Source organism: uncultured Paracoccus sp., from assembly GCF_945915435.1.
In the GTDB taxonomy this organism is placed as follows: domain Bacteria; phylum Pseudomonadota; class Alphaproteobacteria; order Rhodobacterales; family Rhodobacteraceae; genus Paracoccus.
Genome location: NZ_CAMEFG010000049.1, coordinates 16,662 through 28,291 on the forward strand (window position 1 = coordinate 16,662; position 11,630 = coordinate 28,291).

General features: G+C 64.2%; 14 protein-coding genes. 1 reads left to right on the forward strand and 13 read right to left on the reverse strand.

Annotation, left to right across the window (positions count from 1 at the left end):
• Nucleotides 1-5: 5 nt before the first annotated feature.
• From Q0O97_RS14685 to Q0O97_RS14715, 7 genes are all read right to left on the reverse strand, one after another.
• Nucleotides 6-620 (reverse strand): Tox-REase-5 domain-containing protein, encoded by a 615-nt coding sequence (locus tag Q0O97_RS14685; protein ID WP_294930874.1) that lies wholly within the window; start codon nt 618-620, stop codon nt 6-8.
• A gap of 221 nt (nt 621-841) precedes the next feature.
• Entirely contained in the window at nt 842-1,213 is a 372-nt protein-coding gene (locus Q0O97_RS14690) for a hypothetical protein (protein WP_294930876.1), read from the reverse strand.
• Entirely contained in the window at nt 1,213-1,950 is a 738-nt protein-coding gene (locus tag Q0O97_RS14695; protein WP_294930879.1) for a DUF4123 domain-containing protein, read from the reverse strand. Before Q0O97_RS14695 ends, Q0O97_RS14690 begins: the two co-directional genes overlap by 1 nt.
• Before the next feature lie 235 nt (nt 1,951-2,185).
• Nucleotides 2,186-3,115, reverse strand: a complete 930-nt coding sequence (locus Q0O97_RS14700; RefSeq protein ID WP_294930881.1) for a 3-keto-5-aminohexanoate cleavage protein — start codon at nt 3,113-3,115, stop codon at nt 2,186-2,188.
• A gap of 11 nt (nt 3,116-3,126) precedes the next feature.
• A complete protein-coding gene (locus Q0O97_RS14705) occupies nt 3,127-4,179 on the reverse strand; it encodes a ketopantoate reductase family protein (RefSeq protein ID WP_294930883.1) in 1,053 nt (350 codons plus the stop codon).
• Nucleotides 4,176-5,744, reverse strand: a complete 1,569-nt coding sequence (locus tag Q0O97_RS14710; RefSeq protein ID WP_294930886.1) for a sodium:solute symporter family protein — start codon at nt 5,742-5,744, stop codon at nt 4,176-4,178. The genes Q0O97_RS14705 and Q0O97_RS14710 overlap by 4 nt, the downstream gene beginning before the upstream one ends.
• Nucleotides 5,741-5,887 (reverse strand): hypothetical protein, encoded by a 147-nt coding sequence (locus tag Q0O97_RS14715; protein WP_294930890.1) that lies wholly within the window; start codon nt 5,885-5,887, stop codon nt 5,741-5,743. Before Q0O97_RS14715 ends, Q0O97_RS14710 begins: the two co-directional genes overlap by 4 nt.
• Nucleotides 5,888-6,129: 242 nt before the next feature.
• Here Q0O97_RS14715 and Q0O97_RS14720 point away from each other — a divergent pair, with 242 nt between their 5' ends.
• Complete coding sequence (locus tag Q0O97_RS14720; protein WP_294930893.1) at nt 6,130-7,167, forward strand: AraC family transcriptional regulator; 1,038 nt, start codon at nt 6,130-6,132, stop codon at nt 7,165-7,167.
• Between the two features lie 26 nt (nt 7,168-7,193).
• Here Q0O97_RS14720 and trpB read toward each other — a convergent pair whose 3' ends face one another.
• From trpB to Q0O97_RS14750, 6 genes are all read right to left on the reverse strand, one after another.
• On the reverse strand, nt 7,194-8,420 hold the full coding sequence (gene trpB / locus Q0O97_RS14725) for a tryptophan synthase subunit beta (RefSeq protein ID WP_294930896.1): 1,227 nt from the start codon (nt 8,418-8,420) through the stop codon (nt 7,194-7,196).
• Nucleotides 8,421-8,440: 20 nt separating this feature from the next.
• A complete protein-coding gene (locus Q0O97_RS14730) occupies nt 8,441-8,839 on the reverse strand; it encodes a GNAT family N-acetyltransferase (RefSeq protein WP_294930914.1) in 399 nt (132 codons plus the stop codon).
• A 59-nt stretch (nt 8,840-8,898) separates the two neighbouring features.
• Entirely contained in the window at nt 8,899-9,546 is a 648-nt protein-coding gene (locus Q0O97_RS14735; RefSeq protein ID WP_294930899.1) for a phosphoribosylanthranilate isomerase, read from the reverse strand.
• The gene (locus Q0O97_RS14740) at nt 9,543-9,938 is read right to left on the reverse strand and encodes a LapA family protein (RefSeq protein WP_294930902.1); all 396 of its coding nucleotides are present in this window, start codon (nt 9,936-9,938) and stop codon (nt 9,543-9,545) included. Before Q0O97_RS14740 ends, Q0O97_RS14735 begins: the two co-directional genes overlap by 4 nt.
• A 38-nt stretch (nt 9,939-9,976) precedes the next feature.
• Nucleotides 9,977-10,264: an integration host factor subunit beta gene (ihfB, locus tag Q0O97_RS14745; protein WP_294930905.1), complete on the reverse strand. Its 288-nt coding sequence runs from the start codon at nt 10,262-10,264 to the stop codon at nt 9,977-9,979.
• 220 nt (nt 10,265-10,484) lie between these two features.
• On the reverse strand, nt 10,485-11,630 hold a 1,146-nt coding region (locus Q0O97_RS14750; protein ID WP_294930908.1), incomplete at its 5' end, for a 30S ribosomal protein S1.

An 11,630-nucleotide genomic window follows, 5' to 3' on the forward strand; every position in this document is an offset into this window, starting at 1 on the left:
CTCTCCTATCCAAAGGGTCGCACTTCGGCTTCGATGATGGGGGTCCAGCCACTATCCGTGAAAACCTCATACACATACAGCTTGGTCATCATGCTGCTGAACACCCATGACAGCCGGACGTTAGGGTAATGCGGCTTGACCAACGCATGTTGTCGGCGTGCCTGTTTCACCATACGGTCAAAGACGGTGCTGTCCGAATGCTTAACCCACTTCTGCAAATCCGGCCTACCGCTCGGCGACCAATCATCCTGCTTCAGAAATCCGTCATAGCCGTGCTTGGCCTCGAATAGGTGGCATTCTGCGGGATGCAGCCCGTCAAAACTCACCCCGAACCAGTTCCATTCCCAGATCCGCCCGCCTGGCGGATCATAGGCATGCCACGGACAGACCCAATGCTGGTAATCGTAGCCGCGCTTCTGCTCGGGGCGGTTTTGCGGCGCAGATTGGGGCATTTCGGCCCCCTGCTGCCTTGGATCGCATTCTTCGCATGTCGCGCATTCCTGTTCGTCCTCGACATTCGCGGCCTTCGTGCCTTCAGTTCCGGTATCCGTTTCAGGATCGGGTTCGGCGGGCAGTTCTTCCGGCTGCGGTTCCGGGTCGGGCAGGCTGCCCTCATCCACACGGGGAACGCCACGCCTCGGAAGGCGGGGCGGCCCCGGTGGTTCGGGTTGGGGCTGGGGTTGCGGGGGCGGGATCGTCGAGGGCCGTGGCACCGTAGGAATGCGCGACGGCTTCGGGACGATCCAGTCACTCGGATTACCCTTCAGCGGCACCCCGCCCGGCTTTGGAAGAAACCCAGGTCCAAGCGCACGGCCGACGGCGTTCAGAAGATGGCTGATGCTCATGACCACCACACATATGCAGATTTTCCTGTCCGGGCGGCGCCCAGCCTGAGCAGCGCGCACACATCGCCAAAGCGCGAATCCGGGGTGCCGGTCCTGGCGTTCATCAGCGTTTGCACCACGCTTTCCCGCCAGAAACCAGGCAGGCGAAACACATCCAGCATGATGAACCGCATCCGCAGCCGGGCATCGGCGATCCCGAACCGGCTGGCGGTCGCACGGGCGCTGCGGATCGCGGCCAGAAGCGCCTCATCGTCCAGATGGGCGACCTCGACCGCGTTTCTGCCCCGGAAGGTTTCGGCAATGTCCCGGTCCGCCCGCAAATCGGCTTCGTCCCGCATCCGGCTTCTGAAATCATTGGACAGGCGCATCAGATCATATCCTTTCTGCCGGACCGCCGAGAGATAACGTCGGCGCCGCCGCCCCTCGCATCAATCGCGACAATCCGGGCGATGCCGGACAAGAACCGCTCGGCATCGGCGGGCGGCATATCACGCAGAATCACCTTTGCCCAACGAGGTTCCCAGAAACGAAAATAGAGCCATTTGCCGGCCTCATCCCGTATTCTGGTGAACTTCCTGAAATGGCGCCACATGTCATCAAGCGAGGCGCGTGACCGCATGTAAATCCCGGCTTCATTGTCCCACAGGTGCCAATAGGCATCGCTGCGGGTGAACAGGTTGCGGGTGAAACTGTTGCCGTCCTCCAGCCGCACGATCCACGGGGCGACGTTCTTGAGATCGTCATAGGCCCTGCCCTTGAACAGACAGCGATGCGCCAACTCGCTGTCTTCCAGAACTTCGGGCAGGTTCGTGATTCTGGCGGCGTCCAGAATGGCGTAAGTCCTCATCGGCGGCACGGCGGAAATCGCGCCGCCCGCTGCCTCGATCTCGGCCCCAGACGGCGCTGGCTGCCCGAAGACCGCATCCCACAGCACATCCGGCACGGTTTTCCTGGATAACGCCCCCGTCTGCGCATCCAGGGGAACAACATTTTCGATGGTCTCAACCTGTAACCCGGCGGACGCGGTATCGCTGGTTCCATCGCCATGTGGCGCCACCATGTCCAGCCACGGGGGAAAAAAGTGGTTATCAGTCGATGAGGTCATCCGGGCTGGTGCAATACAAAAAATCAATATGTCCGCAACCTAACACGCCGAGGCCCAGATGCCTATCCCGCAAGAGGGGCGCGGCCGGCTTGGGCACGACTACCGGATGATGGTGCGCATCGTGGTCGAGCGTGACGACGATGCGCTGCTGGTGCCGCCGGGCGCGCTGTTCCGGGACGGTGCGGAGTGGGCCGTCTTTGCGGCCGGGGACAATGGCCGCGCGTCGAAAGCCCGATCAGAAGTTGACCCGATCCCCGCCCTTGAGGCCCAGGATCTCGCGCGCCTGGTCGGGGGTGGCGACCTCGGCGCCCAGGTCCTCGATGATGCGGCGGATCTTGGCGACCTGCTGGGCGTTGGATTCCGCCAGCTTGCCGCGCGAGATCAGCAGGCTGTCCTCCAGCCCCACGCGGACGTTGCCGCCCATCTGGCTGGCGGTGGTGGCGAAGGGCATCTGCGCGCCGCCCGCACCCAGGACCGACCAGCGGTAATCGTCGCCGAACAGACGGTCGGCGGTGCGCTTCATGAAGATCAGATTGTCGATATCCGCCCCGATCCCGCCCAGGATGCCGAAGATGAACTGGATGAAGATCGGCGCCTTGAACAGCCCGATATCCATGCAGAACTTCAGGTTGTAGAGGTGGCCCACGTCGTAGCATTCATGCTCGAACTTGATGTCGTGGGGGGCAAGCTGGTTGGCCGCGTTCTCGATATCGGCAAAGGTGTTGCGGAAGATGTTGGCGTCGGAATTGGCGACATAGTCGCGTTCCCAATCGAATTTCCAGCTATCGTAACGCTTGGCCAGCGGGTGAAAGCTGAAATTCATGCTGCCCATGTTCAGGCTGCACATCTCGGGCGAAAAGCGCAGCGCGGGGCCGACGCGCTCGTCGATGGTGTTGGTCAGGCTGCCGCCGGTCGAGATGTTGATAACCGCATCGGTCGATTGCTTGATGCGCGGCAGGAAGGCGGCGAAGGCCTCGGGGTCGATGGTGACGCCGCCGTCATGGGGGCGGCGCGCATGCAGGTGCAGGATCGAGGCACCGGCCTCGGACGCCGCGATGGCCTGCGCGGCGAGATCGTCGGGCGTATAGGGCAGCGCATCCGACATGGTGGGGGTGTGGATCGCGCCGGTGATGGCGCAGGTGATGACGACGGGTTGTCTCGCCATGATGGGTCTCCTTACGAAAGGGAATCGAGCAGCGCCCGATGCGGGCGCAGCAGGTCGTCGAAGCGGTCGATGTTCGCGAAATCGGGCACGCTGCGGGCGGATTGCGCCTCGGCCACCAGTTCGACCACGCGGTCGTTGAAGGGGGTCGCGACGCCGTGTTCGCGCCCGGTCCGGCAGACGATGCCGTTGATGAAGCCGATCTCGGTATCGCGGCCCTTTTCCAGGTCCTGCAACATCGAGGCGCGCAACTGCCGGTGCTGGGTCCAGATCTTGTGGATCAGCGGCAGCACATCCGGGACCGAGGCGGGCGAGGCCAGGGCGAAACGCTCGAAATCCTCGCCCTGCATCGGGGCCATAGGATGGCCCGCCGCATGGGCGGCCTGCACCGTCTCATCCGCGATGAAGGCCACGCAAAGCAGCGCGCGCGGATCGTCCATGACCTCGCCGAAGGTGCAGCCAAGCGCCGCCGACATGCCGCTGAAGGTCGCATTCATCAGCACCTTGGACCAGCGGATGCCCATCAGGTCGTCCAGCAGCTCGGTCCGCCCGACGCAGGACAGGTAATCCTGCGTCGTGGCCAGCCGCGGACGCATCACCCCGTCCATCTCGCCGATCTCGAAGGCGAACTTCGCGACCGCCTCGGCGGTGGTGGTCAGCCTGGACACGCCCGGTCCGATCCATGTCGCGCCAAAGCCCACCGCGCCGCCGATGGTGCGCCCCTGCCCCACGACCGCCGCCACCGAAGGCTCGGGGATGCCGTTCTGCAAGGTGCAGACGGTGCTGTCCTCATGCAGGAAGGGCAGCAGATGCGACAGCACGGCCTGGTTGGCGGTCTGCTTGCTGAGCAGGAAGACCAGATCATACTGGCCCTCCATCTCGTCGGGGGTCAGGGCGTGGACCGGGACCAGCAGGTCCATCTCGCCGGTGATCCGCGCGCCGACGCTGTTCAACGCATCGACATGTTCGCGGTTGGTGTCGATCAGGTCGACCGGGTGGCCGCCCTTGGTCATCAACGCCCCGATGATGGTGCCGAGCGATCCGGCACCGATGATTGCGGCTCTCATGCCCTGGCCTCCTGTGTGGGGGCGGCGGTCTCATGCGCCTTGTTGGCCTCGCGCCGGATACGCAGCGCGACGGCGCGGGTCGAGGGGCTGACATCGGCGTCGAAATAGGCCTCATAGGCCTCTTTCGGGGGCGGCGCGGTGCGGTAGACCGCGATCAGCGTCGCGACCAGCGACAGGGCGGCACCGATCAGGAAGGGGTTGTCCGCCCCCATGACCCGCGCCACGATGAAGGTCGCCGCGCCCACGATGATGCCCGCATAGGCGCCCGCGCGGTTCATCCGCTTCCAGAACAGGCCCAGCCAGACCGGCCACATGAAGGCCGCGCCAAAGGCGCCATAGACATAGGTGAAGCCCATCGCCAGCAACAGCGGCGGCTTGATCGCGCTGACCACCGACAGGAAACCCAGCACGATCACCGAATAGCGCAACTGGCGCGTGGCGCGGGCGTCGTCGAATTCGCGTTCGGGATAGCACGAGCGATAGACATCGTAATAGATCGAGGTCGCACAATTCAGCAACATCGAGTTCGCCGTCGAAACCGCCGCCGCCAGCAGCGCGATCAGCGTCATGGCTGCGATGAAGGGATGCGCGTAATCCTGCACGATCAGCGGCATGATATAGTCGGTGCTGCGTCCTTCGGGCAGGCTGGGGATCAGCGCCTTGGCGCCAAGACCGATGATGATGAGGCAGGCAAAGATCGGGATCAGCGCGACCAGCGTCCACATCATTTGCAGCACCGCCGCCTTGCTGTTGCGGGGCGCCATGAAGCGGTTGATCCAATGCGGCGCAACCGCGGCGCCAAGCGCGTTGGCCATGAAGATGCCCATCAACACCGACCAGCCGAAGGTGCCGGCGGGCGTCAGCAGGATGCCCGGTTCCAGCGGCGGGCCACCGATATTGGTCGGCGCGGTGGTGGTCGCGACAGCATCCATGATCGACCCGATGCCACCCGTCGAATAGAGGATCGTCCCGGTGGCCAGAAGCAGCCCGACCAGAATCATCAGCGCGTTCAGCATGTCGGTGGCCGCGACCGACCAGAAGCCGCCGATCGAGGTCAGCAGCAGGACCGCAAGAAAGGCGAAGATCGCATATTCATAGTCGATCCCGGTGATCGTGTTGAAGACGATGCCGAAGCCCACGACCTGAAGATGGCAGAAGATGAAATAGCCGATGAACATCAGCACCGCGACGATCAGTTGCAGGTTGCTGATACGTACGAACGGCTCGAAGCGCATGCGGATGAATTCGGGGAAGGTCCGCGCGGGCAGTTCGGGACGGCGCACCTTCCAGGCCAGCAGCGGCATCAGCGCCGTGGCCAGGAACCAGCCCGCCACCCAGCCGATGATCGCCGCTACGCCGGTGCTGTAAAGCTGGCCCGGCACGCCCATGACCGAGGCCACGCTGACCCAGGTCGCGACCGAGGTGCCGACCCCCAGCAGCAGCCCCATGCGGTGGCCGCCGGTGGTGAAGTCGGACAGCGATTCGACCTGCCCCAGGCTCTTGATGCAGCCCCAGCACAGAAAGACCATGTAGCCGCCGAAGATGATGTAATGCCAGATGGTCATCCGTCTTTCCTCTCATAACGCAAAAGGTTGCCGGTCGCGCCCCAGCGGCGCACGCCGGATGCCTCGATCTTTCGGCACAGCCAAAGCGAGAGCGCGATGCAGAACACGATGCTCGCCCCCCAGAACAACAATGCAATCAGCATTTGATGCCTCCTCCATTCGTATATGCGCCCGGCCATTGCCGGGGCCGCTGCCCTTGGGTCATCGGGGGTTCTCGCGGTTCAGGTCCCGGCGCACCGGCGCCGTCTCTCCTCCTCCGTCATCTCCCCCCGCCGACCCGCTGCCGGGATACCGTCCGGCAGCGCGATTGCAGCCGATATGTTAACGGGCTAGGGTCATCCGCATAAGTTCGTGACCGGACATGAACATGTCTCAAGAGGACATTATGACGACTTCCGCGCGATCCATGCTGCCGTCCCCCGATGAACGCATCTACGCCCCCTACAAGATCGGCGCGCTGGTCGAGGTATTGGCCGAACAGGGCATTCCCGCCAGGGACAGCCTGCGGGGCAGCGGGGTAAGCGCCGACGAACTCGGCAACCCATATGCGCTGACCTCGGTGCGCCAATACATGATCGTCTGCATGAACGCGATAACGCTGGGCTGCAACGCCGCCACGCCCTTCGAGGTCGGGGCGCGGCTGCATGTCTCGGCCTATGGCATGTATGGCTATGCGCTGCTGTCCTGCCTGACGCTGCGCGATTATTTCAGGCTGGCCGTCCAATACCGCCGGCTGGCCACACCGCCCCTTTCCATCGAATGGGCCGAAAACCCCGATACCGTTGTCTGGACCTTTCCCGACATGTTCGTCACCAATCCGTCGCAGAACCTGCGGCGCTTCCTGATCGAGCAGCAGTTCAGCCTGCATGTCACGCATCTCGAGGACGTGGCCGGACGAAGCTGCCCGCCGCTCGAAGCGCGCTTCACCTATCCCGCACCGGAACATGCGGATCTCTATTCCGGCTATCTCGCATGTCCCTGCCTTTTCGATCAGCCCGAGTTCGAGCTGATCTATGATGCCGCGCTTCTGGACCACAAGTCGCAGATGGCGCATCGCCTGACCGCCGCGCTTGTGCAGGAAACCTGCGACCGGCTGATCGGCAGCGCCAAGTCATCCGCCGGGACGTCGGGCTATGTCTATCGCACCCTGATGGATCATCCGGGCGAATTCCCGTCGATGGAATCCGTCGCGGACAGCCTGAACATGACCACCCGGACATTGCGCCGCCACCTGGAGGCCGAGGGGACGACCTATCGCCATATCATGGACGACGTTCGCTGTTCGCTGGCCATCGAATACCTGAAGACGACCCGAATGGGCACGATGGACATCGCCATGCTGCTCGGCTTCAGCGACGCCGCCAGTTTCCGCAAGGCCCTGAAGCGATGGACGGGAAAGGGACCGGGACAGCTTCGGCGATAGCGCGGAAGGGTCCGCCCCGGCCTACGTCAGCCCGAGATCTCGACGCCCATATGGCGGGCGACGGTGAAGATGTCCTTGTCGCCCCGGCCCGACAGGTTGACGACCATCAGGTGATCGCGCGGCAGGCCGGGCGCGAGTTTGGCGACCTGCGCCAGCGCGTGGCTGGGTTCCAGCGCAGGGATGATGCCCTCGGTCTCGCACAGAAGCTGGAAGGCGGCCAGCGCCTCATCGTCGGTGACGCTGACATATTCGGCGCGGCCCTGTTCCTTCAGCCAGGCGTGTTCGGGACCGATGCCGGGATAGTCCAGCCCGGCGCTAATCGAATGCCCTTCGAGGATCTGCCCCTCGGCATCCTGCAACAGGTAGGTGCGGTTGCCGTGCAGCACGCCGGGACGCCCGCCCGAAAGGCTGGCGCAATGTTCCATCCGGGCATCCACGCCCTTGCCGCCCGCCTCGACCCCGATGATGCGCACCGAAGGCTCGTCGAGGAAGGGATGGAACAGCCCCATCGCGTTCGAGCCGCCGCCGATCGCGGCGACAAGGCTGTCGGGCAGGCGCCCCTCGGCCTGCATCATCTGCTGGCGTGTTTCATGGCCGATGATGGTCTGGAAATCGCGCACCATCGCCGGATAGGGATGTGGCCCGGCGACCGTGCCGATGCAATAGAAGGTGTCGCGCACATTGGTCACCCAATCGCGCAGCGCGTCGTTCATCGCATCCTTCAGCGTGCCGCGACCGCTGGTCACGGGCACGACCTCGGCCCCCAGAAGGCGCATGCGGAAGACGTTGGGCGCCTGCCGTTCCACATCGGTCGCGCCCATGTAGACCACGCATTTCAACCCGAAGCGCGCGCAGACGGTCGCGGTGGCGACGCCGTGCTGACCCGCGCCGGTTTCCGCGATGATCCGGGTCTTGCCCATGCGGCGCGCCAGCAGGATCTGCCCCAGCACGTTGTTGATCTTGTGGCTGCCGGTGTGGTTCAGTTCCTCGCGCTTGAGGTAGACCTTGGCGCCGCCAAGCCGTTCGGTCAGCCGCGGCGCGAAATAAAGCGGGCTGGGGCGGCCGACGTAATGGGTGCGCAGCGCCTCCATCTCGGCCGCAAAGGCAGGGTCGTTGCGGGCGCGGTCGTATTCCGCCTGCAGGTCCAGGATCAGCGGCATCAGCGTCTCGCTGACGAAACGGCCCCCGAAAATGCCGAAGCGCCCCTGTTCGTCGGGGCCGTTCATGAGGCTGTTCGGAATGTCGTCGGCCATGATTTTTCCCTGCAACTCGGTCAGATAGCCTTCTTATATCCGATATGGGAAGGGGTAAAGCCGAGCCTGTCGTAGAAGCGTTGCGCATCCGCGCGGCTCTTGTTCGTGGTAAACTGCAAAAGCCCGCATCCGGCGGCGCGGGCACGGGTCTCGGCATCGCGGAACATCGCCTCGCCGATGCCCTGCCCGCGGTGGGTGCGGGCGACGCGGACGCCTTCGACCTGCGCGCGGCGCGTGGCCGAAAGCGACAGGCCCGAGATGAAGGTAAGCTGATAGCAGGCAACGATTTCCTTGCCGACCACGCCGACGATGACCTGATTGACACCCTCGGACCGCATGGCGTCGAAGGCGGCAAGGTAGATGGCGGGGTCGGCCTGTTCGCGGGTCTTGCCCAGGATGTCGTCGCCCAGCAGGGCCATGATGGCAGGCACTTCGTCCCGGCGGGCGGGACGGAAGGCGAGGGTCTCGCGCTCGGGGTTCACGGGGCTGCTCCTCGGGCTTGGTCGATGAAGCGGCGGATCAGGCCGTGGTCCTTCACCCCCGGCGCCGATTCGACGCCCGAGGACACATCGACGGCAGGCGCCCCGGTCAACCGAATCGCCTCGGCCACATTGTCGGGGGTCAGCCCCCCGGCCAGCAGCCAGGGGCGCAGCCAGCGCCGCCCCACCAGCAACCGCCAGTCGAAGGCGATGCCGTTGCCGCCGGGCAGATCGGCGTCGGGCATGGGCTTGGCATCGACCAGCAGCATGTCGGCGGCAAGGCCGAAATCCCAAAGCTGGTCCAGATCGGCGGGACCCGCCACGCCGACCGCCTTCATCACGGGCAGGCCGGTCAGGGCCTTGACCTCGGCCACCCGCTGCGGGGTCTCGTCCCCGTGAAGCTGGATCACGTCCAGCGGCGCGTGCGTCAGAACCTCGCGCAGCGCACCGTCGCCGGGGTTCACGAACAGGCCGACACGGGCCACGCCCGCCGGCACATGTCCCGCAAGCGCCGCCGCCTGTTGCGGCGTGACATGGCGCGGGGATTTCGGGAAAAAGACAAAGCCGGTGAAACGCGCGCCAGCCGCGACGGCGGCGCGGACCGAATCCGCGTCGCTCAGCCCGCATATCTTGACGGCTGCGCTCAAGGACGGGTCGCGGGAACGGTCGCCACGGGCACGGGGCGCGCCGGGGTGCCGTTGTCCAGGATCGCCAGCACGTCGTCGCTTGGCGCGGCATGGGCATCGCGAAGTTGCGCGACCTCGCGTTCCAGCCGGGCGACGTCGTTCGCGCGGCGGCGGGCCTCGGTCCGGATCGAGGCTTCACGCAACCATTCCCAGATGAAACCGATCAGCACGCCGAACAGGATCGCCAGGAACAGCGCAAGGAAAGCCGGCAGGGTCACAGACCAGGTGCCGCCCAGGTATTGTCCCAGGTTGGCGGGCAGCAGGCCGATGGTGATCATCCCGCGATTGGCCATCGCGATGCTGATCAGGATCACAGCCAGAAGAATGACAAAAGCCAGACGGATCACGCGCATGGGACAGCCTCAAGGTTCGGGACGCGGCCCAATCTCGCCTATTCGGCCTGTCCGTTCAACCTGTCGCGAAGCAGTTTTCCCGTCTTGAAGAAGGGAACGAACTTTTCCTCGACCTGCACGGCGTCGCCGGTGCGGGGGTTCCGCCCCGTCCGCGCATCGCGTTTCTTGACCGAAAAGGCCCCGAAACCGCGCAACTCGACCCGGTCGCCGCGCGCCATTGCGGCGATGACTTCCTCGAAAACCGTGTTGACGATACGTTCGACGTCGCGTTGGAACAGATGGGGATTTTCTTCGGAGATCTTCTGTATCAGCTCGGAACGGATCATGGTTTATCCTTGCCACTCAGCATTGTGGAGAGACGAACATAGTGTTCTTTCTCGATGAAGCAAACAACGAACGCGCGGTAAGCGACAGGGTTGCATAGATTCGCCGGCCGGGCCGCACAAAATATTGTCATTGCATAAGAAAATCCCGGCGCGATGGCAATATCGCGCCGGGATCAGCGGTTTTTCGCAGACCATCCGCAAGGACGGCCTGCGCTTTGCATCAGTTGCGGTTCTTCAGCGCGGCGCCAAGGATGTCGCCCAGCGAGGCGCCCGAATCGGACGAACCATATTGCTCGACGGCTTCCTTTTCCTCGGCGATTTCGCGCGCCTTGATCGACAGGCCCAGACGGCGGGTCTTGCTGTCGATGTTGGTGACGCGCGCATCGACGTTGTCGCCGACCTGGAAACGCTCGGGGCGCTGGTCCTGGCGGTCGCGGGCCAGATCGCTGCGGCGGATGAACGACTTGACGCCGTTGTATTCCACCTCGACGCCGCCGTCTTCGATGGCGGTGACGGTCACGGTCACGACATCGCCGCGCTTCACGCCATCAACGGCCTCGGCCATCGCTTCGTTTTCCAGCGCCTTGATCGACAGGCTGATGCGTTCCTTGTCGGTATCGACCTCTTGCACGACGGCCTTGACCATGTCGCCCTTGCGGAAGTCCTGGATCGCATCTTCGCCACGCGCATCCCACGAGATGTCCGACAGGTGGACCATGCCGTCGATATCGCCTTCGAGACCCACGAACAGACCGAATTCGGTGATGTTCTTGACCTCGCCCTCGATGACGGTGCCTGCGGGATGGGTTTCCGAGAAAACCTCCCACGGGTTGCGCTGGGTCTGCTTGATGCCCAGCGAGACGCGGCGTTTCGCCTCGTCGATCTCCAGCACCATGACCTCGACTTCCTGGCTGGTCGAGACGATCTTGCCCGGATGCACGTTCTTCTTGGTCCAGGACATTTCCGAAACGTGGACCAGGCCTTCGACACCGGCCTCCAACTCGACGAAGGCGCCGTAGTCGGTGATGTTGGTCACGCGGCCGGTATGGACCGAGCCGATCGGGAATTTCGAGGAAACCGTATCCCACGGATCGGCCTGAAGCTGCTTCATGCCCAGGCTGATGCGGTGGGTGTCCTTGTTGATCTTGACGACCTGGACCTTGACGGTCTCGCCGATCGACAGGATCTCGGACGGGTGGTTGACGCGGCGCCATGCCATGTCGGTGACGTGCAGAAGGCCGTCGACACCGCCCAGATCGACGAATGCGCCGTATTCGGTGATGTTCTTGACGACACCCTCGACGGTCTGGCCTTCGGTCAGGTTGGCGATGACCTCGGCGCGCTGTTCGGCGCGGCTTTCTTCCAG

Coding starts and splice junctions, on each gene's coding strand:
- Q0O97_RS14690 (WP_294930876.1), bottom strand. CDS start 1,213: ATGCGCCTGTCCAATGATTTCAGAAGCCGGATGCGGGACGAAGCCGAT.
- Q0O97_RS14695 (WP_294930879.1), bottom strand. CDS start 1,950: ATGACCTCATCGACTGATAACCACTTTTTTCCCCCGTGGCTGGACATG.
- Q0O97_RS14700 (WP_294930881.1), bottom strand. CDS start 3,115: ATGGCGAGACAACCCGTCGTCATCACCTGCGCCATCACCGGCGCGATC.
- Q0O97_RS14705 (WP_294930883.1), bottom strand. CDS start 4,179: ATGAGAGCCGCAATCATCGGTGCCGGATCGCTCGGCACCATCATCGGG.
- Q0O97_RS14710 (WP_294930886.1), bottom strand. CDS start 5,744: ATGACCATCTGGCATTACATCATCTTCGGCGGCTACATGGTCTTTCTG.
- Q0O97_RS14715 (WP_294930890.1), bottom strand. CDS start 5,887: ATGCTGATTGCATTGTTGTTCTGGGGGGCGAGCATCGTGTTCTGCATC.
- Q0O97_RS14720 (WP_294930893.1), top strand. CDS start 6,130: ATGACGACTTCCGCGCGATCCATGCTGCCGTCCCCCGATGAACGCATC.
- trpB (WP_294930896.1), bottom strand. CDS start 8,420: ATGGCCGACGACATTCCGAACAGCCTCATGAACGGCCCCGACGAACAG.
- Q0O97_RS14730 (WP_294930914.1), bottom strand. CDS start 8,839: ATGGCCCTGCTGGGCGACGACATCCTGGGCAAGACCCGCGAACAGGCC.
- Q0O97_RS14740 (WP_294930902.1), bottom strand. CDS start 9,938: ATGCGCGTGATCCGTCTGGCTTTTGTCATTCTTCTGGCTGTGATCCTG.
- ihfB (WP_294930905.1), bottom strand. CDS start 10,264: ATGATCCGTTCCGAGCTGATACAGAAGATCTCCGAAGAAAATCCCCAT.